The sequence below is a fragment of the Streptomyces sp. NBC_00654 genome (assembly GCF_026341775.1).
GTDB lineage: Bacteria > Actinomycetota > Actinomycetes > Streptomycetales > Streptomycetaceae > Streptomyces.
On the sequence record NZ_JAPEOB010000001.1, the window covers coordinates 1,175,619 to 1,197,448 of the forward strand.

Genomic DNA, 21,830 nt, shown 5'->3' on the forward strand with positions numbered 1-21,830 from the left:
AGCGCCTCCGGTTTCAATTCACCCCACGTTGTGCCCCTAAGGGCTGTCCCGTAATCGATCTACGGAACGTGCGCTGACGTGTTCGTCGTGAGGGCGCGGACGGGATTGTGCAGGCCGGTGATGCCGAGGACTCAGTTCTGGTTCACTGGCCAGACCGCCGCCGGATGGCAGTGGGCCGGGCACGCCAGCAGGTAGACCTCGTTGCCAAGAAACAGCCCGTAGGTGTCGGCCCCAATGCTGTAGGGCTGCTCTGGTTGGCCAGGATGGACGGCGAATTCCATGCCTTCCGGAACCTGGCAGAGGTACTCCAGATCGGCGCCGCACACGCACTTGTAGTACTCGGGATCCTGCGCCCAGGAGGGTGTGCCGCCCACCTTGAACGTCTGGGCTCCGAGCCCGCGTGGGTTGGGGGCGTCCACGAAGGGCTGAAGCGTCAGCGGCAGTGCGCGTACGGACGGTTCGGGCTCCGCAGTTGGAAGCACCGCGTCTTGCTGGAGCAGGACACGCCAGAACGGACGCGGGTAGGGCAGTTGCGGAGCGTCCCAATACTCGGTCACGAGCCGGCCGTCAGCAAACTCGGGTTCGGACGCGTCGTTGTGCGCACGGCAGTGGAAGACCAGTAGATGGTCTCCACCGAAAGGCCCCAGGTCCAGGGGCACGTCGAGCTGGAAGAACAGGGCCATCTGCTCCCCGCAGAAACACGAGGGCCACTCCTGTGTGTTGTCGAGGAAGGGCCAGCCGCCAACGGAGTTCCGCGTCGGTCGATCCAGCGGATCGGACCCGACCTCGATCACGTGAGCAGGCAGCGCCGCCCAAATCTTCCCCACATCCCGTCCGGCCATCCGCTCACCCTAAGGGCTGCCCTGTGACTGCTGATCGTGGGTGAGAAGGTCTGGCTATGACTGGTGTGATCACGGCGTCCGAACCATCCTGGATATACCCATTCACCGGGTTGAGCCAGCGCCAGTTTGGGAAGCTGCTGACCGTGCTCCGATGCCAGGACGCTGCAGTGGTGCGACGGGGCCGGCCGTGGAGACTCCCCTTGGAGGACCGTCTCCTGCTCATTGCGGCCTACTGGCGCACGAACTAGGCACTGCGCCAACTTGCCCTGCTGTTCGGCATCTCGAAGTCGGCAGCCGACCGCATCATCGGTCAGATCGTTCCGCTTCTCGCGCTGAAACCCAGGCGACGCTTCGCGAAAGACACCGTGCTCATCGTCGACGGCACCCTTGTCCCGACCCGTGACCATGAGATTGCCGAGCAGTCGAAGAACTACCGATACTCCACCAACCGCCAAGTTGTCATCGACGCCGACAGTCGCCTCGTCGTCGTGGTCGGTCGGCCGCTTCCCGGCAACCGCAATGACTGCAAGGCATGGGAAGAGTCCGGAGCCGAAAGGGCCGTCGGCGCCACTATGAACGATCGCTGACGGCGGATACCCAGGCACCGGGCTCGTCATGCCCCACCGCCGCCGCGCAGGCGAGGAACTGCCTGGCTGGAGAGAAGCACACAACAAGTCTCACAAACAGGTCCGCGCCCGCGTGGAGCACGTCTTTGCCCGCATGAAGACCTGGAAGATCCTCCGCGACTGTCGCCTCAAAGGCGACGGTGTCCATCACGCCATGCTCGGCATCGCCCGCCTCCACAACCTCACTCTCGCCGGATAGGCGAGCAATCACTATCGCGACCGACCCACGTCTGCATCGAATCGAAGATCGATTACGGGACAGCCCTTAGTGGAGTCGGCGAGCCTGCCGGAAAGCAGTGATGATGTCTGAGATTTCGCGGCCGACGAAGCAGGGGAAGGGTGACATGCTTGCGGCGGAAGCGGAATGAGGTAAGTAGCCTGATCTCGTGCTTGCATTACAGGTACCCGAGCGTGCCAGGCACGCTGACCATATGCGTTCTCATGAATTCAAGGACTCATGCGCGTTTGTGGGTGTCCACCCCTATTCGTCCTTCACTGTGAGGCCGAGGACCTGAGCGAGTGCCGGTGCCAGCTCTATTGATCCGAAACGATTCGGGTTCTGGGTCGTTGGAGGGGTCAAGGTGCCCCTCAAGATCCGGATCAAGCCGGTCCTGCGGGGTGACCTGGGCAGACTGATGGCCGCGGTGGCGGCCTTCGAAGTCGGCAACGTCGCCGTCACGCTGCTGATCCTGCGGGTATCCGACCTGTTCGAACCGGAGCACGGCACGAAAACCGCGACCATGATCGCGCCCGGCCTCTACACCGCGTACAACATCGCCGCGTCGCTCGTCGCCATCCCCGCAGGCCGGCTCCCCGACAGGCTCGGCCGACGCGGGCCAGTCATCGTACTCGCCGGCGGCGTCGCAAGCTTCGCCGTCTCCTACAGCCTGTTCGTTGTCGACGCAGCCGCCGTCGCGTTCCTCGCCGTCCCGTTCATTCTGGCCGGCATCGGCATCGGCGCCGTCGAGACCGCCCAGCACGCGGCGGTTGCGGCCCTCGCCCCCGAGGACCTGCGCGGCTCCGCCTTCGGCATGCTCGCCGCCGTCCAGTCCTTCGGAAACCTCGCCGCCTCCACTCTCGCCGGCATTCTCTGGACCGTTCTCTCACCCGCCGCCGCCTTCGCTTATCTGACAGCCTGGATGCTCCTCGCGCTGGTCGGGCTGATGGTCAGCTCCCGCCTGCTTCAGCGCTGAGTGCCGTACGAACGCCGAAGCCTCCAAACGCTCGGTCCGGAAGCTTGGCGGAATCTTCTCGAGGCTCGGCGGTCAGGCCGGATGCGGTCAGCCGATGCCGAAGTGCACGTACTGGGGCTCGACGTGGCGCCGGTCGGTGCCGCCTTGCAGGGTGACGCCCGAGGCCACCCACTCCGAGGAGTTCGGGTTGTGCCGACGACAGGAGGCATAGTCTCCCCACGCTCCGCCGTTCGGTCCGTTGGTGCCGGTGCGGGTGATGGCCAGTCGCCAGTCCCCGCCGTCGCGGAAGCCCACGACATGCGAGGGATGCCGGGTCCCTCCGCCAAAGGCCAGTGATACGCCGACGACTCCTTGGGCGTTCGGACAGGCCGCGGGATAGGCGAAGGCCGAGTTCGCGTTCCAGATGTCAGGTTCCTCCACCAGCCGGTGAGTGGTGATGTCGACGACCGCGCCCTTGACATAGGGCTTCGGCCGGCCGGACCTGGGCGCCGCGGTCCACAGGAAGCCCGCGCGGGTACCGCTCACCCAGGCGCCCGTGATCCGCGAGTCGACCCGGTCGAGCCACTCCGAGCCGTCAGGTCCCGGGGCGCTGTACGGACCGGAGTTCCACGGGCTCACCTGGACGTCGAACGAACCCACCGTGTTGGAGCTGTCCGGCCAGCCGTGGACCCGCAGCGTCGTCCCCGCGTTGTGGCTGGCGAAGAACATGCTGCCCGCAGCCCCTTGGGTGAGCCGCAGGGAACCGTTGTTGGTCGTCGACCACCACTGGTACGTCAGGCCGGATCCCGCGCGCAGCGTGTCGAGAGGCAGCTTGAAGGCTACCGCGCGCTGCCACCGGTCGGCCGAGTTGAACACGTTGAAGGTGACGTACAGGTGGTTGCTGCTGAACGCCGCGTCCGGATAGTCGAACCACAGGTCCGTCCAGGAGGAGTTGAGGTCACTGGGACTGAAGTCCCACCAGTGCCAGGCGCCCGGGTTCGCTCCTGGAGCGACGGCGATCCGGAAGACGTTGTTGCCGCCTGGGACCGCGATGTACTGGAGGATCCAGATCCAGATGTCCCGGCTGGGCTCGTAGACGACGATCTGGTCGCAGCAGAAGCCGTCGGCGGCCGACGGCAGAGCTGTGAACGGGTCGACGTGATTCCATTCCTTGCCGCCGGTGGTGCTGCTGGTGGCGGACCAGTTGCAGGTGTAGAAGATGTTGCTGTTGGACGCTGCGACGGTGGGCTCGTTGACGGTGCTCGTCTGGGTGCCGGTGGCAGTGTCGTCGAGGCCGATGTTCTTGATGAGTTGGACGTTCGCCATGGCAGTTGCGCTCCTTAGCGAGCTGCGGGGATGGCCCCGCGTTCAGGCGGGGCCATCGGTCACCGCTCTTCGGGGACGGTTTCAGGCACCTGGCCCTGAGTGGGACCCATCGGCTTGCGGGGTCCGGTGAACTTCCTCTCGCGCGCGTCAAGCTGCTTGGTCGTCGGCGTCTTGGGCTGGTCGGCGGACTCGTCCATCGCCTGCGGTTCTCCCGGGCCGGGCAGCGACTGGGCCTCTCCGGCATGTGCAAGGGCAGCGTCCTCCGCCGTGTACTCGGGGCCATCGCTGCGGATCTCGTTCGACATGTGTCATCCACCTCAATCTCGAGTTACCCACTGGCATTCTCGGCAGGGTGATACCCGCATTCCGGCGTCATATTCATTAGGCATCTCACATCACATCCTGTCAAATGCGCAGAGTCTGCCGGATTCGCGATTGCTGGCGTTTCATCAATTTTCAATTATGGAGTGAACAATTGAAGGGCGTATCGGATCGGTTCAACTCGACCTCACAGGCCGGCAAGTAGGCGTCCGGTGTAGCCCACCATCACGGTCCAGAAGAGGCCGGTGTATCCGCGCTCGCCAATTTTGGTGTTAAAGCGCCTGCCGAGAAACGTTGCGAAGAACATCAGCGGCAGACACGCCAGGGCGACGAGATAGTCCCCACCCCCAAGCAGCGCGGCATCCGTCCAGACAGCGGTTTTCGTGGCATCTCCGACGAGTGAGGCCATGGAAAGCGCGCCAACGAGGTGGAGACGGTCCAAGGAAAGTCCACGGACGGCAAGCCCTTTCAGCGGTCCGGACGTGCCACTGAATCCGGACGTCGCTCCGGCAGCGAACGCCATCACCGGGGAACTCGCCCGCCGCCAGCGGGTGAGATCGAGCGACTCGATCAGAAACGCGGCAGCGAAACTGACGATGACCGCGATGGCCACAGCCCGATCGGGCGCGGAAACCAGCAACTTCGCACCCAGGAACGCTCCCACGGCGACCAGCGCGATAACAATGGCTGCCTTCCGATACGGGAGCGTCTTTCGGTAGGCGAAGACTTTGACCAGGTTGTTCCCGGCAAGAAGGAGAGCTGCCAGCGCCACCCCGGACTTGGTGCCGAGTACGAGCGCCAGCGTGGGAACAAGAATCAGGCTGCCGCCGAATCCCGCCGAAGCGGAGAGTGTGAATGCGGCGGCCACAGCCAGGAACACTATGGGAAGCAGATACGGATCCATCAGTGCTCCTCCATCGGACCGCAAAGGGCAGCAGCGATGCAGGCATCTCCACCACCAGGTGGCTCACCGGGATCTGCCTACACGGCCACGGTGTCCCGGGGCGGAGGGCCGGTATGTGGCAACCTGCTGGAAACCGGCCAACCGCCGCGCCGGGACTCCGCAGTGGCGGCGTCTGGCTGTCAGAAGCGTCTCCCCCAGTTCATTGTCGCGGAAACGCAGTCCCCCCATCCATACTGGCTGAGGTGGTAGTACGTCTGCCCCGCGTAGAGTTCGAGCCGATTTCCCCCAAAGTCGGGGAGATCCCAAAGCGTTATGTGCCAGCGGCACCAGTTGACCGACGACATGATGTCGTTCCAGTCGCCCAGGCCCAGGATCCCGCGTGGAACACGCCTCAGGTTCCTCCAGCCATACCCGGGCCTGTTGTCCAGCCGGTCTCCGCCTGCGTCATCGTGCTCGAAGTAGGACGAGTACTCTGGGAGTGAGTCGGGATTCGTCGTTCCGATGTCGTGACGAACCGAAGTCTCCTGGAGCGCATGGTCGTTGAGACCTTCCAGCGAAGTGAAGCAGTAAAGGACCTCGTTTCGCTTGGAGTCAAGACCAGGTGTGGAATACAGGGCCTGGCCATCGAATTGCTTGATCACTTCTGGCTCGTGGGTCTCGCCGTCGATCACCACCATCATTTCGGGGGTCTGGTGGTTGGGCGGCGTCGCGACGACGCCGCCGTGCAGATTTCCGACGAGCGTCGCGGGAACTTCGTTCAGGGTGCGGGGAACGGATTCTGCCAACCGCTCGACAATCGCGTCGAAGGAGTCGAGTCCGGATTGCGCGAGGCTTTCACGGACTTGCGCTTTCGTGTCTTCCGGGGTCGCGTTGCCTGCTTCTCGGATCAGTGGCCTGGTCATGATTCGCTCACCTTCCTCGTGGTATGTGCGCGGCCCGCACGAGTGGCGGGACAAATGAACAGCGCGGTCAACCGCTGGAGCGAGGGATGGACGACTAGAGAGCGCGGTTATAACCGGCTATACCTCAGCATGCGTCCGACCGAGGCAGGGCGCATCTCAGCGAGCAGGATGCTCAGCGCATGGGTATCCCCGCAGGCGCACGCGGAGTTGAAAGCCGGAATAGTTCAGAACTGGTTCGCCGCCTCGGCTGCGTAGGCAGTGCAGCCCTTCCCTTCGTCGGCCCCGGATTTGATCAGAAACGGTTTGGGTTCTGGGTCGTTGGACGGGTGTGAGCGATCTGGTGGGGGACGCGCGGCATCTGTCGCCGTCGGCGCAGGAAGCCCCGCGGCTGCGGGCGGTGGCCGCGCTGGTGGCGGGACGGGACCGCGAGAACGTGGCGGCGGTGTTCGGGGTGTCGCTGAAGGCGGTCGACACGTGGTGGGCGAAGTGGCAGGCCGGCGGGCGGGAGGCGCTGGTCATGCGTCCGCGTGGCAAGCCGGTCGGGGTGCACCAGGTGCTCGGGGAGGCTGAGCAGGCCGCGGTGCGGCAGGCGGTACTCGATCACCGGCCCTGTGACGTGGGGCTTCCGGTCAGCTGTGGACGCGGCGGTTGGTGGGCGAGCTGATCGCGAGGCTGTACCGGGTGCGGCTGACCGAGGTGGGGGTGGGCAAGTACCTGAAGCGTTGGGGGCTGTCCTTCCAGCGTCCGGACAAGCGGGCCGTCGAGCAGGACCCGGATGCTGTCCGGCGCTGGCATCAGGAGACCTGGCCGGAGATCCGCGCGAAGGCGAAGGCCGACGGTGGGGAGATCCTCTTCGCCGATCAGGTCGGCATCCGCTCGGACCAGGTCACCGGCCGTACCTGGGGTGAGAAGGGTAAGACACCTGTGGTGCGGCGGAGCGGGAACCGGTTCTCGGTGAACGCGATGTCGGCGATCAGCACCAAGGGCCGGATGCACTTCATGGTCTTCGCCGAGAGCTTCACCGCCGAGGTGATGTGCCGCTTCCTGGACCGGCTCGCCGGCCACTTCGACCACAAGGTCCACCTCGTGGTCGACGGGCACTCCGCCCACCGCTCCAAGAAGGTCCGCGACTGGCTCGCCGCCCACCCCAACGACATCGAGCTGCACTTCCTGCCCCCGTACTCGCCCGAGCTGAACCCCGACGAGCTGGTCAACGCGGACCTCAAGCACAGCCTGCCCAAACAGCACCGGGCTCGCGATCAGGCCGAACTCGCCGCCGAGACCCGCCGCTTCTTCCGCAGACGCCAGTGTCAGCCGCACATCGTCCGCGGCTACTTCGGCGGCCCGCACGTCCGCTACGTCCTGGACGAGAACCCCATGAGTTTCTGATCAATAGGAGTTGGTAGGTGTTGATCATTGCACCCTTCAAGGCTTCGAGTCCGGAAGCGATGTTCAGCCCGTCTGCCCCTCGCAGGTCGACCTTCGTCATCTTGGAGTTGTCGAAGTGTGCTCGGTCCAGGGTGGATCCGGGGAAGGAGACATTGGTGAGCACGGCTCCGCCGAAGTCGACGTCGCGCAGGAGACAGTCCACGAACGAAACATTCTTCAGCTTGGTCAGGCGGGCATTGACCGAGTCGAACTTGCAGTTGGAGAAAGTGACGCGGTTCATGTGGGAGCCGGAAAGTTCTGTGCCGGCGAGGACCATCTGGTCACACTCGCTGTCCATCCAGGTGGTCTCTGAGAGGTCGGTCCCCACCATGCGCACGGTGTGCAGCCAGACGTCGTCGAACTGAGAGCGCCGGTAACGGCCCCGAGTGAAGGTAACCGCAGAGAATGCGGATTCAGTGAATCCAGAGCCGCCGCCATCTACTTCCTCGAAATCGCAACCCTCGAAGTGAATCCATTCGTAGGAGCCCTCCCTTTCCATCTCTCCGGTGAATGGTGTAAGGCGATGCAGGTACGGGAGCTCATTGAGATCGCGGGGGGTACGGGCTCGCATCAGGTGTCTCCAGGAGATGGGCGCATCAATATTGCAGGGCAGGCAAAGACTTACGCAATCGCCACGTTGAGGCGGCTTGGTGCGAAAGTGGAGTCCTATGCCTATCGCGACTCGCGATGCTCTGCCCAATCGTCAAGTCCGGAAAGCTGTCGACCTAATAGACGGCATCACGCGGAAGCCAGGAGAGCATAACGGGGCAAATATCGCATAAGGTATGGGCCCATGTGGTCCGGTCTGCAGGCAGGGCTGCCGTGCGCGCCTAGGAAAGCGCCTCGATGTATCCAACTAGCCCTGTCCTACGGGTACTTGCTTGACCATCTATCGACGGTCGGGTGCCACCTCTCCCCGAGGGGCGAGTTCCCTGAAACTCATTTTGCGCTCGGCATTCCGATCGCCCGATTCCGCTACCTGTCTCACAATCGTTCTGGATGAACATCGCTGCCCGTGCGGGCGACGCGTTCGCCGGGGCGATGGGCATGGAGGGCATGGAGGGCATGGAGATGAAGGGGCGTCTACGCCTTCTGTTCCGCGGATCCCTTCGCGAGCAGGGATGGGGTGGAACGGTGGATTTCGGTGTGGGGCAGACGGGTAGGGCGTGGGTTCTTACGGATGTGTCCCTGGTGGTGAAGAAGAGTGATCTCGACCCTGACGCGGTGACGGCCCGTCTTGGGCTGCAGCCGACTGCGGTCCGCGCGCCAGGGGAGGACCGCTGGGGCCCGCCGGGCGAGATCGACGGTCAGTGGCGGCTCCAATGCGACGAGCACACGGCCAGGAAGCTCTCCGAGCAATTGGATGAGATTTTGCTTTTGGCGGAGCGGTGTGCGCCCCAGTTGCGAGAAATGATGGCGGAGGGATTTGAAGTCTGCCTGGCTGTCCATGGATTTGCGGACAATGATTCCCGTGCCCTCTTTTCCTCTCCCGCCATATCGAGGATCGCCTCTCTGGGTTTCCCCCTGCTCCTTAAGCCGAACCTGAATGCGCGATGATCCAATGAAAGAGTGGAGTTGTCATGGGCTTGGTCGATAGCTGGCGGGGTGTGAGTGTCACCCTGGTGGTTGCCAGGAGTGATATTGATGTGGATTTCGTGGCGTCGACCCTCGGGGCGAATGTGAAGCCGCTTGCGGAAACCTCGCGAATCGACTCAAGTCCGGACTCCTGGGCATGGAGCTTCGGGGATTCCGTAAACGGCACGCTAGAGCAGCAGGTCTTCTCGCTGGCCGCCCGGATCCGGCCCAGGCTTGAGAATGTGCGGGGTCTCATTCGGGACGGTTGCTCGGTGCATGTGGATATCGCAGGCACAGTGGAGACGGGATCGGAGATGCTTGTTTCACCTGATTTGCTCTCTGAGTTGGCATCCTTGGGTGTTCCCCTGACCTTCACCTGTCGTACGGAGACGGGGGTGGCCGAGAGCGACCCCTTGAGTTGGCTCGACGGGTAGCCGAGTGACCTCCTGTCCCTGTCGACAGGGATGTTCTGGGGCCTGGCTGTCGGCGGAGGACTGAGAGCGGCGGGACGGGGCCGCTTTCAGGCGACGGCGGTGCCCCTGTTGCCGGTGCGGCCCTTCCTGCCCCGGTGGGCCCTGTCGGCCCGGTCGGTCATGGCGGCGCGCACGGTCTTGATGGAGTCGGGGTCTGTGGGGTCTGCGGGGCCTGCGCTCTCGGGCGGGGCGTCGCAGTCGAGACAGTTGCCGGGGCGGGCGGCGCGGAAGGCGCGCTCACAGCCACCGTCGCAGGTCTGCCAGGGCAGTAGGTCCGGCGCGGCCCCGGCAGGGGAAACCGCCGGTGCGGCAGGCACGGCAACGGGGGCTTCGCCGAGCCGATAGGCCAGGATGCGGGCCGGTCGGGCGCGGAGCGGGGTGGGCAGATCAAGGGTGAGCGAATCGGTGATCTGCTCGGCGCCGATTCCCTGCGCGAGCCAGGCGGTGACGGCTGGGGCGAGCGCGGCCACTTCACGCCGGGACAGGATGAGCCGGGCATCGACGATACGCAGCGAGGCCAGGATGGCGACGGCCTGCGGGTCGGCACCGGTGAGCGCGAGCGGGGGCGGGGCATCGGGGGTGTACGGGGCGGGGGTTGCGTCCACGCCCGCATCGACTTCGGGGGCGGTTACGGACGCGTCGTCCGCCTCCCCGGAGGGCCACCCCTCTGACTCCGGCGGCGCAGGTGGCGCAGGTGGCGCAGGTGGCACAGGCGGCGGGGCGGTCCGGGCAGCGGTCCGGGCAGCGGTCCGGCTGTCAGTGCGGCCGGGCACGTCGTGGAAGTACGTCCGCGTGCCGATCAGCCCGCCGGACCCGCGAACCCGGCGCCGTTCCAGGTACCCGGCGTCCTCCAGCTCCCGCAGCGCGCGGGAGATCAGGATCTCGCCCTCGGTGAAGTGCGCACACAGCGCGGGGACGCTCACCCGGGCACCGTCCGGCAACGAGAGGATGTACGCGGCGACGCCGACCGTGACGGCGCTACCGGGGCGCTGTGCAAGGGAGTTGGAGATCACGGTGAAGTGGGCCGTGAGGCGCGTACGGACGTGGATCACGCCGGAGGTCGGAGCTCCGGGTTCGGCGCGCAGGGGGGTATTAGACTGCGAATCAGCCATGGGGAAGCGCTACTTCCTGATTGGTCAGGCCCTCGATCGGGATTGCCGTCCCGGCCGGGGGCCGTCTGCGTGTGAGGTTGTTTCGCCGAACGTAACCGGCCCCGCCCCGGGCATGCAAACAAGTCACCCTTGTGGGTGACCAGTTGGGAGGGGAGGGAGGGAGGTAGTTCTTTCCCCCGGTTCTTTAGGGAGGCCAGTGGCCCACCGACCCCCCGGCGACGCCCCCTTGGTGGCCGGCAGAACCCGAGCGCGAGCGCACGCGCGAGCCGTCAGCCGCGCCGCCGCGTGTTGAGCCGGGCCGCCTGGCGGGTCAGGTGGTCGCGCTCGGCGAGGTTGGGCGCCTTCAGGGCCGCTTCGGCGTACAGCCGCGCCGCCGTCGCCGGGTCGCCGTCGCGCTCGTGGAGGTACGCCGCCACCGCGCTGTGGCGGGGCAGCGAGCCGTCCAGTGACGCGAGCGCCGACAGACCGGCGCGCGGTCCATCGGCCTCGCCGACGGCCACCGCGCGGTTGAGCCGGACGACCGGGTTGTCGGTCAGGCGTACGAGTTCGTCGTACCACTCCACGATCTGCACCCAGTCGGTCTCCTCGGCGGTGGGCGCGTCTGCGTGCAGTGCCGCGATGGCGGCCTGGGCCTGGAACTCGCCCAGCCGGTCGCGGGCCAGGGCCGCCTGAAGGATCCCGACTCCCTCAGCGATCGACGCGGTGTCCCACCGGCCGCGGTCCTGCTCGGCGAGCGGCACCAGGCTGCCGTCCGGCGCGGTCCGGGCGGCGCGCCGGGCATGGTGGAGCAGCATGAGGGCGAGCAGTCCCGCCACCTCGGGGTGGTCGACCACGGCGGCGAGCTGCCGGGTGAGCCGGATGGCCTCGGCGGCGAGGTCGACATCGCCGGAGTACCCCTCGTTGAAGACCAGATAGAGGACGCGCAGCACGGTGGCGACGTCGCCGGGGCGGTCGAACCGTACGCCGGAGACGGTGCGCTTGGCCCGGCTGATGCGCTGCGCCATGGTCGCCTCGGGCACCAGGTAGGCGCGGGCGATCTGGCGGGTGGTCAGCCCGCCCACGGCGCGCAGCGTGAGCGCGACCGCGGACGACGGTGTCAGCGACGGGTGGGCGCACAGGAAGTAGAGCTGGAGCGTGTCGTCCACCGCGGGCGAGGGGCCTGGCGCCGGCTCCTCGTCGACGCGGTCCTCACGTCGGCGGCGGGCGCTGTCCGCCCGGGTCGCGTCGAGGAACCGGCGCCAGGCCACGGTGATCAGCCAGCCCTTGGGGTCCTGCGGCTGTCCGGCGGGCCAGACGCGTACCGCCTCGACCAGCGCGTCCTGCACGGCGTCCTCGGCCGCCGCGAAATCGGCTCCGCGGCCGACGAGGACTCCGAGCACCTCCGGCGTCAGGCGCCGCAGCAGTGCCTCGTCCACCTGGAAGGTCACTCCGTGACGGTGGGCTGCGCGGTCAGGAACGGGCGAAGTTCGAGCCACTCGTGGATGGGCTTCCCGCCCGCCCCGGGCGCGGCCGACAGCTCCCCGGCCAGTTCGACGGCGCGTTCGTAGCTGTCGACGTCGATCACCATCCAGCCGGCGATGAGGTCCTTGGTCTCGGCGAAGGGACCGTCGGTGACCGGGGGACGGCCCTCACCGTCGTACCGGACGAACGTTCCCCCGGGGGCGAGCGCCTGGCTGTCGACGTACTCGCCGGTTCCCTCCAGCCGGGCCGCGAAGTCGTTCATGTACTGCACGTGGGCCGAGACCTCCTCGGGCGTCCACTGGTCCATCGGAACGTCGTTTACCGAAGCCGGAGCGCCGCGGTAGTGCTTCAGCAGCAGGTACTTGGCCATGGTGTCTCTCCTCGCTGTGGTGCGGCCCATTCTGGCCGCGTTCACTACGGGGACGGAGCCGGACACGGGTTCTCGACATCGGCGGCGGGAAGTCTTGGCCCTCGCGGACGAGCCCGGTGAGCGGTTCCGGGTGAGTGGTCGCGGGCGAGCGGTCCGGGGGGCGGTCAGCCGACCGTTCGCGGTAGAGCTTGATCGAGGAGGACTTCCGCCGCCGCCCACGCGTGCCGGCCGTAGTCCGCTTCGTCCAGCACCATGGCACGGCTGGCCGCCCCGTCCGCGAGGGTGGCCAACTGGTGGGCCAGTGAGAGGGGGTCGCGGCAGCCCAGCTCCGTCACCAAGGCGACGATCAGTTCCACCATGCGCAGCTTCTGCTCCCGGGCGTAGGAGTGCACCGTGCTCTCCGGGTCGGGGAACTCCGCCGCGGCATCGATGAACGGACACCCGCGCACCGGAACCGCGTCCGGCACCGATTGGTCGAACAGCTTGCGGATCCGGTCACGCGGCGGGATGTCCTCGCGGGTCAGCACGCCTTCCAGCGTGGCCCCCGACAGCACGAGGTCCTGCAAGTGGGCGATGACAAGATCGTCTTTGGTGCGAAAGTGCGCGTAGAGCGTCCGCTTGGACACCGGCGCCTCCTTCGCGATCTGTTCCATGCCGGTCGCGTTGATGCCCTGGTTCGCGAACAGCAGGGCGGCGGCAGCCAGAATGCGCTCCCGCCCTCCACGCCCCCGCCGCTGGGATGTCGTGGCCGTCGTGCGCACAGTCGTATCCATGAATTAAGTGTACGCATTCGTTTACTTCATCCGGGAGGCCGCGCTAAGGTGACGTTTGGATGTAAACGATTCCGTTTACATGGGTCTCCGTCGCCAAGGAGTCACATGAGCAAGTTCGTTCCCACTGAGATGAGCGGCTGCGCGGAGAAGCTGATACGCGGTCGCCACGCGACCCGCGCCTTCCGTCCGGAAGCCGTACCCGAGGACACGATGCACAGGATCTTCTCCCTGGCCGGCGCCGCGCCGTCCAACTCCAACGCCCAGCCGTGGCAGGTGCAGGTGGTGAGCGGGGCGACACGTCAGCGCCTGACCGATGCCTTGCAGACGGCCCACGCCGGAAGGCGCACCTCGGTGGACTTCCCGTATTCCGAGGGGATGTACGCGCAGGTGCACCAGGCGCGTCGGGCGGCGTTCGGCGCCGAGCTGTACGGGGCGCTGGGCATCGGCCCCGACGATCACGCGGCACGTGCGGCCTACGACTTGGAGAGCCTACGCTTCTACGGCGCGCCACACGCGGCGTTCCTCTTCGTCCACGGTGACGGAGAGGTGCGGCTGGCCGCAGATGTCGGCGCCTACATGCAGACACTGCTCCTGGCGATGACCACGTACGGCGTGGACAGCTGCCCGCAGGGGCTGTTGAGCTTCTACTCCGACACCGTCCGCACCGAACTCGGCGTCAATGGGGGAAAGCTGCTCGTCGGCATCTCTTTCGGCTATGCCGACGAGGCCGCACCGGTGAATCGGGTGAGAACCGAGCGGGCTCCAGTCGAGTCGACCACGGCCTTCCACTACTAGTGCCGCATCAGGCAACGTTCGCCCTGTGGACGACGGCGCGTAGGCGCCGGTCGTCGGCGTGGCGGTTTCGCCAGATGATGTAGCGGCGGATCATGCTGCCCTGCTCTTTATGGTCGGCGTGGTCGGTGCCGTCGAGGGTGAAGTAGCGCAGGGCTGTGAACTGGGCCTCGATGCGGTTGAGCCAGGAGCTGTTGGTCGGGGTGTAGGCCATCTCCACGTTGTTCGCCGCTGCCCAGGTGCCGACGCGCTGGCACTTTTTCGTGGTCAGGTGCGGGGAGAAGTTGTCGCTGACGATCGCGATCCGCACCGTTGGTGGGTGAAGCGTGCGGAGGTAGCGGCAAAACTCCAGGAACTGGGTCCTCTTCTTGACCGGCTTGATGTGGCCGTAGAGCTTGTCCTTGGTCAGGTCCAGGGCAGCGAACAGGTGCCGGACCCCGCCGTAGCGGTTGTAGGTCGCCCGGCGCCGTCGCCGGGGCTCGCGGTCGGGGTCCTTGTGCTTACCTCCCCGTTCGGCCCACTGCCGGCCCGGGTGCGGCATCAGGTTGAGGGGCCCGAACTCGTCCATGCAGAAAATGACCTCGGGTTCACCGTCCTCGGGTATGACCTCGCCGTCTGCGATCGCATAGAGGTGCTCGACGCGGGCCTTCTTGGCCGCGTAGTCCGGATCGCGGGAGGTCTTCCAGGTCTTCAGGCGTTGAAAGGAGACGCCTTCCTCGCGGAGCAGGATGCGCAGGCCCTCGTAGCTGATGTCGTCGACCACCCCCTCGGCGACCAGGAAGTCCGCCAACTTGGTCAGACTCCAGGTCGAGAACGGCAGGTCGTGCTCGGTCGGCTTGGACTTGGCGATCTTCTTGATCTCGCGTCGTTCCGGCAACGTGAATGTCTTCGGCCGGCCGCCGGAATACTTCGGATACAGCGAGCCGAAGCCGTCCGTGTTGAAGTTGTGGATCACGTCTCTGACACGATCGTCACTGGTGAACGACACCTCGGCGATTCTCGCCACCGGCATGCCCTGAGCGGACAGCAGCACCATCTGAGCCCGCCGCCAGGTCACCACCGACCCGGTGCCCCTGCGGATGATCCGCAGCAGCCGTCGGCCCTCGTCGTCATCGATCTCACGAACCCGTACACGCTCTGGCATCCGCATAGGATCTCGCTCAATGCGCGGTCACATGGGAGCTCCAGGCGGCGCGTAGTGATTCAAGTAATCCTGCAGCCGCAGCTCGAGCAGTGGCGGTTCACGGTCGTTGACCGCATGCCAGAGGCGGTTCTCGATCCAGAACCGATGGGCAAACTCCTCGAATGACGGCGCACACCAAAGGATCGCGGCCCTCTGCTCCTCCGCATCCTCAAGATCGGCCTGCGTCTCCTCCCCATCGCGCCGCGCCTCGTACTCGAACTCGTAGTCGAGGTCGGAGTACACCACGAATGCCTCGCTCATCGGGCGGAGGTAGAGGTACCAGATGACGCAGTCCTGCTGGTCCCGGAAGAACCGCACCAGGAAGGCATCGGGCTCGACCGGACTGGGCAGCGGGTCTGAAAGATTTGTCCAGCACCCAGTTACCGAAACATCGTCCAGCGAGCCGTACAGATTCTCGGTGGTCTGGAACGTCACGAAATCCTGCGGCAAGGTGAGGCCCCTGGCGGCCAGATCCCTTGCCAGCCCATTGAGCTTCATGACCTGCCGCGGGATGAGGTCGCCAGCGTCCCCGAGCCATCGGAAGGCACCCGTGAACTGGCTGGAGTCCAGCGGCGGCAGACTCTCAAGGGAGTAGTGCTCATAGGTGTATTGGCAGGCACGGTACTTGCCGAGGTCGGTGGCGCACCAAGCGGCGTCGAAGTCGACCGAAGACAGGGCAGACCCTGATTGTTCACTCATCGGAACCCCTGAATGATCATTGGGAGCGGAGTTGTCGGCGTCAGCATCACATTGGCCACCGACAACTCCTGCCGAGGAGCGCGCGTGGACGAGCCCTCAGGCTCGGTCAAGAGGGCGAACGTTGTCTGATGCGGCACTAGGAGCGGGCCGACCCGGGTGGAACGCCGGGTCCTCGTGCGATGGCGGCGGCTGAGCGGTCGCGGCGGGGCTCGTCCCAGCTGTCGAACTGTGCGGTGAGCCACCGGGGGTCGACCTGCCAGGTGCGGCAGAGGTTCAGCAGGGATGCGCCGTTGCGGTAGGCGTGGAGTACGTCGTCGCGGTGGAGGAGTAACTCTACTCGTGCGGCTTTGACTTGGGCTCTGGTGCGGCGGGGCAACGGTCCTTCTCCTCTGGGGTTGTGGGGTTGCTGGGCTGTTGGGCTGTGGGGTTACGGGTGTTCCACGACTTTCACGCCGCGTAGTTGGCGGATGAGGAGGGAGGCGAGCATGCCGGGGTGGCGGGGTTGGTTGTAGGGGGAGAGTTGGCCGTTGTCGGTGGTGGTCCAGCCGGTGGTGGTGAGGGTGTAGAGGGTTCCGGCTACGCCGTGGGGGTGGGGTTTGCGTACGCGGAGGAGGGTGTGTTCGCCGTGGCGGAGGAAGGGGCATTGGCGGGCGGAGATGTGGGCGTGTTCGGTGCAGAGCGGGGGCATGGTGGTGAGGGATTTCTCGGGCCAGGTGGGGGGTGAGTCCTGGCGTCGCCAGTCGATGAAGAGCCAGCCGTCCTTGTTGCGGTCGGCGGGCCGGGCGCAGATCTGGCAGAGGAGCTGTTCCATGCAGGTGCGCTGGCGGGTGGGGTGGAGGGAGTCGTACTGGATGTGTCCGGGGTCGTCGGATTCCTCGACGCGGACCCAGAGGTTGCCGTGCTTGTCCCGGTCCTGGGGCCGTTCGTCCCGGTAGACGAGGTGGGGCCCTTTCGCGGTGAACCCGATGTCCAACGCGGATTGCAGGGTGCCCCTGTCGGTGCTCCGTGAGGCGACGTACGGGGTCAGGAGAGGCATGGTTCCTCCTTGAGTTGTCTGGCGGCCCGGGGTGGCCGGGCGGGGCGGCCGGTGAGGTGGAGGTGGAGGCCGGTGGCGGGGTCGGTCACGGTGAGGAGGGGGGTGTGGGGGCGGGTTTCGAGGTGGTGGAGTGCGTGGGCCTGGTGCTGGTCGGTGGTGGCCCAGGTGCGGAGTGCTGTGGGGGCGTGGGTGCTGTGGAAGGTGACCGGCCGTACGTCGTTGCTCGTGTGGGTCCAGGGGGTGGTGCCTGGGGGTATGGGCTGTCCGTGTGCGTCGGCGAGGCGGAGTGCTTGTGTGCGGAGCCAGCGCAGGGCGAGGCGGCGGTTGGGTGCGGTGGTCCGGCCGAGGGGGACGGGGTGTGGTGTGGCTCCGGTGGTCATGGCGATCTCGGCGATGTAGGTGGTGCCTGTCGCGGCGGCGGCGGCGGCGGTGTTGCGTTCGGCAAGGCTGGGGCTGGGGTCGGGGTGGGTGAGGTGCCGGAGCAGGTCGCCCGCTGCTTCGACGGCGTGGAGTTCGGCGGTGCGTTCCGCGTCGCGCCGGTGGATCGCGGCGTCCAGTCCGGCGAGGAACAGGGCCCGGTAGGCGGGGTCGGTCTCGATGCGTCGCAGCTCGGTGAACAGCGGCTGGGGCCGGGGTGGTTGTGGGGTGAGGGCCCGCGTGATCCGGCGGGCGTACTGGCGGATGAGGAGTGCGGCGGCTCCTGCGGTGAGGGCGAGCCGGACGGGTAAGTGCGCGAAGGGCCTGGTCACAGCAGCCGGCCCTCGCTCCGGGCGTTGCGCCGCGCGTTCTCGGCCCGAAGACGCTCTATGCGGTCCACGGGACGGACATCCTCGGGCACGGCTTCCCACTCCTGTCCGCCGCAGACCGGCCGCAGCGACCAGTACGGGCCGGCAATCCCACGGAACTCGCCCACGCGGTCGGCGCGGCTGGTGTCGACCACGAGGGTGCCGGGGGCGGGAGTGTGGGGGGTGTGTCCGTTCGGGAGACCGTCTACTGCACACACGATCGTGCCTCTCCGTAGCTGTTCCACTACCAAGGCGGCCAGCGTGGCCTAGAGTCTGTGGCGCTTCAACTTGTTGGGCACGAACGGAAAGCTGGTGAAGGGCCCTTGAACCGCAAGGAGTTAGCCCCTGAGAGCAGTCCGGAGGCCGCCTTCGGTGCGCGAATCCGCAGGCTGCGCGAGGCTCACGGATGGAAGCAGGAAGAGCTGGGCGGACAGATGGGGTACTCCGGTACGCACATCTCTGCCGTCGAAACTGGTCGCAAGCTTCCGACTCTTCGCTTCTCGCGCAGTGCGGACCGTGTCTTCGGGACCGGGGACACCGCCGACACCTTCGAACGTCAGTGGCGTGAAATCCGGCACGGCAGCCTGCTGGAAGGCTTCCCGGAGTACGTGGGGTACGAAGGCCGGGCAGCGGAGATCCGGCTGTACGAAGTAGGCGTCCTACCTGGTCTTCTCCAGACCCCGGAATATGCAACAGTCCTCGCGGAGAGCGCCGTCAAGCGGGGGGCGATCACCCCCGAGCAGGCGCGTGAGCGGGTCTGTCTCGTCGCGGAGCGGCAGGCCGCGCTCGTCCGGAAGTCCACCGCGCCCCTCGTCCTGGTGGTGCTGGATGAGAGCTGCATCCAACGGCCCGTAGGCGGATCAGCCGTGATGGACGCGCAGTTGGCGCGACTGGTGGAGTTCGCCGAGCTGCCGAACACTGTGCTGCAGGTTGCCCCGTTCGGCATGGGGGAACGTCGCCCGTTCGACCTGCCGCTGTACATACTGACGCTCGCGGACCGCCAGCTCATGTCGTACGCGGAGTCCACCCAGCGGGGCCATCTCGAACGGGAAAGCACTTCCGTAGTCCCCCTGTTGACCGCCTACCATCAGTTGCAGGCCGAAGCGCTCTCACAAGCGGCATCCGTGGCCATGATCGAGCAGTTACGAAAGGGCACTCCGTGACGACCGAATCCCCCCGTTGGTTCAAGTCCTCGTACAGCAACAACGGCGGCGCCTGTGTCGAGGTCGCTGCCAACCTCGCCGCCTCGCGCGGCATGGTCCCCGTGCGTGACTCCAAGGATCTGAACGGCCCCACCCTGGACCTTCGTGCCGATGCGTTCGCCTCCTTCGTGGCGGGCGTCAAGGCCGGAGAGTTCGGCACTGCCTGACCCCCCGGTTCTTCGCCGAGCCGGGCAGCCCCATCGTGCGTGCGCATGGTGGGGCTTCGCGCTGATACGGCGGTTAGCTCATGTCGTACGCCGAGTCCGTCCAGTCGTCGTCACCTAGTAGGGCGTGGTCATGTGCGGTCTGTGGTGGCGTGTCCTCTTGATCGGTAGTGTCGTTGATCGGGTTTGCTGGGTGGGGAGTTGGCTGCGGTCCGGTGTGATCTGGAGAACTTCGCGGCGGAGATGTTCGAGCCGTTCGCGCGGGCGGATCAGCGTCGGTGGGCGGGGTCTATCTGCGGGGCCTGCTGCTGGACGGCGCGCGCAAGTCGGTGGAGCCGATGGCCGCCCGCCTGGGCGACTACGGGAACCGGCAGGCCCTGGCCCACTTCGTCACCTTCAGCCCGTGGGATGCGGCGCATGTGCGGGCCCGGTTGGCCTGGCGCCTGCAGCCGGTCATCAAGCCCACCGCGCCGGTCATCGATGACACAGGATTCCTCAAGGACGGGGACGCGTCGGCGGCCTGAGCTTCTACCGAGTCGTCCACGAACTGCAGATACTCATCGTGATCTGGACCGGCGCCTGCCCCACCTGTCACCGCGACATGCCAGACCCCGCACCAACATGACCCAGCTCTACTAGCTAGTAGCGGTGGGCGCCGCGTCTGCCTCTCAGGCGCGGCGGATCCGCCAGAGCCAGGTGCACGCGGCGGCAATCAGGGCGGTGATTACCAGGTTGGGCAGGAGAGCGGGAGCGCTGTCCTCCTGCAGGATGCCGGAGGAGAGGTTCCAGGTGACGATGAGGACCGTGGGCAGGACGGCGGTCAGCAGGACGCCAGTGGTTTTCTGGACGGCCCGCCAGTGCACCGAGGTGCAGAGCAGGACGGCGCCGATGACGCGGAACAGGACGCTGAACACAGGCCCCGGCTGGTCGGGGAAGACCATCCCGAAAGGGGCGGCGAGGGTGAGCATCAGGAGCGGGACCAGGGGGTGGACTCTGCCGGGCCGGGCGGACGGGGCGTCGTCGCCGTGGCTGCGTGCCGGGACCCAGGCGTTCCCGTGGGCGGCCTCGGCCAGTGCCGTCGCCGCGATCGTCCGAGGGTCGCCCAGCTCGGCCAGAACGACGACGACTGCGGTGCCGGGGCGTTCGGCACGGGTGACCTCGATGTGTTCGGCGAGGTCGGCGAGGAGTTCCTGGCGGCGCTCTGCGGGCAGTGCGGATGCCTCGCGCTCGACGGCGCGGAGGTAGTCCTGGACAAGGTCGGCGGTCTTCATGCGGGGTCTCCAGGGGAGGGGCGGGGGACGTTCAGGAAAGCGTCGACGGCGTTACGGAAGCCGGGCCACAGGAGAGTGAACTCCTCAAGCGCGGCCCGGCCACTGCCGGTGAGCGCGTAGTAGCGGCGCGGCGGCCCGACGGCGGACTCCTGCCAGGTGGTGGTGACCAGGTCGTCGCGGCGGAGCCGGGAGAGCAGCGGATAGACGGTGCCCTGGCTGGTGGCCAGGGCGCCGGAGTCCTCCAGGGCGGCCAGCAGTTCCACGCCGTAGCGAGGGCGGTCCCGCATGAGAGCGAGGACGCAGTACTCCAGGACGCCCTTGCGCAGCTGGGCGGTTGCCCGAGCCTGCTTAGCTGAATAACCTGGTTCCATGTGATGCAAGATACCTGGTGAGGCAGGCAGCAGGGAAGGGGGGCCTTTCTCTGGACATCCCCGGTGCCGGCCGAGCTGACGGATCTGGTGCGGGAGGCGTTCGAGCGCTGGGCGCAGCTGGATCAGGCCGAGCAGCAGCGGCGTTGCGCCTGCGGCAGCAGGCGGCGTCATGATGCGCCGCAGCCGGAAGGAGCGTGCCCGGTGGTCCGATGCCGATGCTGTGGCGGACCAGGAGCTGGAGGAGCAGGGAGGTTGGTGGATGTCGCCGCCGACCGGGCCGGTGGTGGTGACCGGTGTGGTGCGGCGCCTGCCCCACCTGTCACCGCGACATGCCAGCCCCCGCACCAACATGACCAAGCCCTATGCTGTGACCGGGATGGTTCACCGTGATCGGAAGGCGGCTCGCGGGACGAGCGCACGGAGGGCACTCCGTGACGACCGAATCCCCCCGTTGGTTCAAGTCCTCGTACAGCAGCAGCGGCGGCTACTGCGTCGAGGTCGCCGCCAACCTCGCTCCGCTGGGTGTGGTCCCGGTCCGTGACTCCAAGCGCCCGAGCGGACCCGTCCTGGGCGTCCCCGCCGGCGCGTTCGCGTCGTTCGCGGCGGGTGTGAAGGCCGGAGAGTTCGGCACTGCCTGACCCCCCGGTTCTTCGTCGAGCCGGGCAGCCCCATCGTGCGTGCGCAGGGTGGGGCTTCGCGCTGTTCCGGCGGCCGGCTCATGTCGTACGCACCGAGTCCGTCCAGCCGTCGTCACCTCAAGGCTTTTCCGTAAAGGCGAATCGCGCGCATGGGGTGTCGCCATGTCACTGCCGACGCGGACGGCCGGACCCTCCGCTATCGGCGGTGCACCGGAGACTGACCGCCGCCCTTGCGCGCGTGGGCTCCTGGCGGGTGCCTTCGGTTGCGCCCGGCTGTTCTCGGTCAAGGTCTGGCCTGTTGCCCGCCTGGAGGTTTGCACGGCGCCATTCATCCGTTCGGGTGGCCGACGTCGAACGCTTCCCCGGGGTGATTTCAGCGGGGTGAGCATGTGTCCGACACCTCG

General features: G+C 66.7%; 23 protein-coding genes and 4 pseudogenes. 10 read left to right on the forward strand and 17 right to left on the reverse strand.

What is annotated here, in order from left to right:
* Positions 1-131: 131 nt before the first annotated feature.
* A complete protein-coding gene (locus OHA98_RS05155) occupies positions 132-842 on the reverse strand; it encodes a hypothetical protein (protein ID WP_266922911.1) in 711 nt (236 codons plus the stop codon).
* Positions 843-898: 56 nt separating this feature from the next.
* Between OHA98_RS05155 and OHA98_RS05160 the strand changes: the two are divergent.
* Positions 899-1,667: pseudogene (locus OHA98_RS05160) on the forward strand (transposase).
* 382 nt (positions 1,668-2,049) lie between these two features.
* Positions 2,050-2,661 (forward strand): MFS transporter, encoded by a 612-nt coding sequence (locus OHA98_RS05165; RefSeq protein WP_266922912.1) that lies wholly within the window; start codon positions 2,050-2,052, stop codon positions 2,659-2,661.
* An 87-nt stretch (positions 2,662-2,748) separates the two neighbouring features.
* Here the strand turns inward: OHA98_RS05165 and OHA98_RS05170 are convergent, their stop codons facing one another.
* The 4 genes from OHA98_RS05170 to OHA98_RS05185 all read right to left on the reverse strand — a co-directional run bounded on the left by OHA98_RS05170 (position 2,749) and on the right by OHA98_RS05185 (position 6,093).
* Positions 2,749-3,966 (reverse strand): hypothetical protein, encoded by a 1,218-nt coding sequence (locus OHA98_RS05170; protein ID WP_266922913.1) that lies wholly within the window; start codon positions 3,964-3,966, stop codon positions 2,749-2,751.
* Positions 3,967-4,025: 59 nt separating this feature from the next.
* A complete protein-coding gene (locus OHA98_RS05175) occupies positions 4,026-4,271 on the reverse strand; it encodes a hypothetical protein (RefSeq protein ID WP_266922914.1) in 246 nt (81 codons plus the stop codon).
* 203 nt (positions 4,272-4,474) lie between these two features.
* Positions 4,475-5,191, reverse strand: a complete 717-nt coding sequence (locus OHA98_RS05180; RefSeq protein ID WP_266922915.1) for a sulfite exporter TauE/SafE family protein — start codon at positions 5,189-5,191, stop codon at positions 4,475-4,477.
* A 179-nt stretch (positions 5,192-5,370) separates the two neighbouring features.
* Positions 5,371-6,093 carry a hypothetical protein gene (locus OHA98_RS05185; RefSeq protein ID WP_266922916.1) on the reverse strand — a complete coding sequence of 241 codons (723 nt, stop codon included), beginning with the start codon at positions 6,091-6,093 and terminating at the stop codon, positions 5,371-5,373.
* A 388-nt stretch (positions 6,094-6,481) separates the two neighbouring features.
* On the opposite strand from OHA98_RS05185, the pseudogene OHA98_RS05195 reads away from it, so the two are divergent.
* Positions 6,482-7,482: pseudogene (locus OHA98_RS05195) on the forward strand (IS630 family transposase).
* A gap of 88 nt (positions 7,483-7,570) precedes the next feature.
* On the opposite strand, the pseudogene OHA98_RS42610 reads toward OHA98_RS05195, so the two are convergent.
* Positions 7,571-8,092 (reverse strand): annotated as a pseudogene (locus tag OHA98_RS42610) (pentapeptide repeat-containing protein); the annotation flags it as partial.
* 428 nt (positions 8,093-8,520) lie between these two features.
* Here OHA98_RS42610 and OHA98_RS05205 point away from each other — a divergent pair.
* Positions 8,521-9,078 (forward strand): DUF4279 domain-containing protein, encoded by a 558-nt coding sequence (locus OHA98_RS05205; protein WP_266922919.1) that lies wholly within the window; start codon positions 8,521-8,523, stop codon positions 9,076-9,078.
* 23 nt (positions 9,079-9,101) lie between these two features.
* Positions 9,102-9,530, forward strand: a complete 429-nt coding sequence (locus OHA98_RS05210) for a hypothetical protein (protein ID WP_266922920.1) — start codon at positions 9,102-9,104, stop codon at positions 9,528-9,530.
* Positions 9,531-9,616: 86 nt separating this feature from the next.
* Here the strand turns inward: OHA98_RS05210 and OHA98_RS05215 are convergent, their stop codons facing one another.
* From OHA98_RS05215 to OHA98_RS05230, 4 genes are all read right to left on the reverse strand, one after another.
* Complete coding sequence (locus OHA98_RS05215; protein WP_266922921.1) at positions 9,617-10,681, reverse strand: hypothetical protein; 1,065 nt, start codon at positions 10,679-10,681, stop codon at positions 9,617-9,619.
* Between the two features lie 269 nt (positions 10,682-10,950).
* A complete protein-coding gene (locus OHA98_RS05220) occupies positions 10,951-12,096 on the reverse strand; it encodes an RNA polymerase sigma factor (protein WP_266927729.1) in 1,146 nt (381 codons plus the stop codon).
* A gap of 8 nt (positions 12,097-12,104) precedes the next feature.
* Positions 12,105-12,512, reverse strand: coding sequence for a YciI family protein (locus tag OHA98_RS05225; RefSeq protein WP_266922922.1), 408 nt, complete (start codon positions 12,510-12,512; stop codon positions 12,105-12,107).
* A 164-nt stretch (positions 12,513-12,676) separates the two neighbouring features.
* Positions 12,677-13,285, reverse strand: coding sequence for a TetR/AcrR family transcriptional regulator (locus tag OHA98_RS05230; RefSeq protein WP_266922923.1), 609 nt, complete (start codon positions 13,283-13,285; stop codon positions 12,677-12,679).
* Positions 13,286-13,390: 105 nt separating this feature from the next.
* Here OHA98_RS05230 and OHA98_RS05235 point away from each other — a divergent pair, with 105 nt between their 5' ends.
* Positions 13,391-14,080, forward strand: coding sequence for a nitroreductase (locus OHA98_RS05235; RefSeq protein ID WP_266922924.1), 690 nt, complete (start codon positions 13,391-13,393; stop codon positions 14,078-14,080).
* Positions 14,081-14,087: 7 nt separating this feature from the next.
* On the opposite strand, the gene OHA98_RS05240 is transcribed toward OHA98_RS05235, so the two are convergent.
* From OHA98_RS05240 to OHA98_RS05260, 5 genes are all read right to left on the reverse strand, one after another.
* Positions 14,088-15,221 (reverse strand): IS630 family transposase, encoded by a 1,134-nt coding sequence (locus OHA98_RS05240; RefSeq protein ID WP_266922925.1) that lies wholly within the window; start codon positions 15,219-15,221, stop codon positions 14,088-14,090.
* 27 nt (positions 15,222-15,248) lie between these two features.
* The gene (locus OHA98_RS05245; RefSeq protein WP_266922926.1) at positions 15,249-15,959 is read right to left on the reverse strand and encodes a hypothetical protein; all 711 of its coding nucleotides are present in this window, start codon (positions 15,957-15,959) and stop codon (positions 15,249-15,251) included.
* A 427-nt stretch (positions 15,960-16,386) separates the two neighbouring features.
* On the reverse strand, positions 16,387-16,995 hold the full coding sequence (locus tag OHA98_RS05250) for a hypothetical protein (RefSeq protein ID WP_266922927.1): 609 nt from the start codon (positions 16,993-16,995) through the stop codon (positions 16,387-16,389).
* Positions 16,983-17,744, reverse strand: coding sequence for a hypothetical protein (locus OHA98_RS05255; RefSeq protein WP_266922928.1), 762 nt, complete (start codon positions 17,742-17,744; stop codon positions 16,983-16,985). The genes OHA98_RS05250 and OHA98_RS05255 overlap by 13 nt, the downstream gene beginning before the upstream one ends.
* On the reverse strand, positions 17,741-17,998 hold the full coding sequence (locus OHA98_RS05260; RefSeq protein ID WP_266922929.1) for a hypothetical protein: 258 nt from the start codon (positions 17,996-17,998) through the stop codon (positions 17,741-17,743). Before OHA98_RS05260 ends, OHA98_RS05255 begins: the two co-directional genes overlap by 4 nt.
* Positions 17,999-18,103: 105 nt before the next feature.
* Between OHA98_RS05260 and OHA98_RS05265 the strand changes: the two genes are divergently transcribed.
* From OHA98_RS05265 to OHA98_RS05275, 3 genes and pseudogenes are all read left to right on the forward strand, one after another.
* A complete protein-coding gene (locus OHA98_RS05265) occupies positions 18,104-18,943 on the forward strand; it encodes a helix-turn-helix transcriptional regulator (RefSeq protein WP_266922930.1) in 840 nt (279 codons plus the stop codon).
* Complete coding sequence (locus tag OHA98_RS05270) at positions 18,940-19,149, forward strand: DUF397 domain-containing protein (RefSeq protein ID WP_266922931.1); 210 nt, start codon at positions 18,940-18,942, stop codon at positions 19,147-19,149. The genes OHA98_RS05265 and OHA98_RS05270 overlap by 4 nt, the downstream gene beginning before the upstream one ends.
* Positions 19,150-19,389: 240 nt before the next feature.
* Positions 19,390-19,664 (forward strand): annotated as a pseudogene (locus OHA98_RS05275) (transposase); the annotation flags it as partial.
* Positions 19,665-19,814: 150 nt separating this feature from the next.
* Here OHA98_RS05275 and OHA98_RS05280 read toward each other — a convergent pair.
* Both OHA98_RS05280 and OHA98_RS05285 read right to left on the reverse strand, forming a co-directional pair.
* Entirely contained in the window at positions 19,815-20,417 is a 603-nt protein-coding gene (locus tag OHA98_RS05280) for a hypothetical protein (protein ID WP_266922932.1), read from the reverse strand.
* Complete coding sequence (locus OHA98_RS05285; RefSeq protein WP_266922933.1) at positions 20,414-20,788, reverse strand: PadR family transcriptional regulator; 375 nt, start codon at positions 20,786-20,788, stop codon at positions 20,414-20,416. The genes OHA98_RS05280 and OHA98_RS05285 overlap by 4 nt, the downstream gene beginning before the upstream one ends.
* Before the next feature lie 431 nt (positions 20,789-21,219).
* Here OHA98_RS05285 and OHA98_RS05290 point away from each other — a divergent pair, with 431 nt between their 5' ends.
* Positions 21,220-21,426: a DUF397 domain-containing protein gene (locus OHA98_RS05290; RefSeq protein ID WP_266922934.1), complete on the forward strand. Its 207-nt coding sequence runs from the start codon at positions 21,220-21,222 to the stop codon at positions 21,424-21,426.
* Positions 21,427-21,830: the final 404 nt, after the last annotated feature.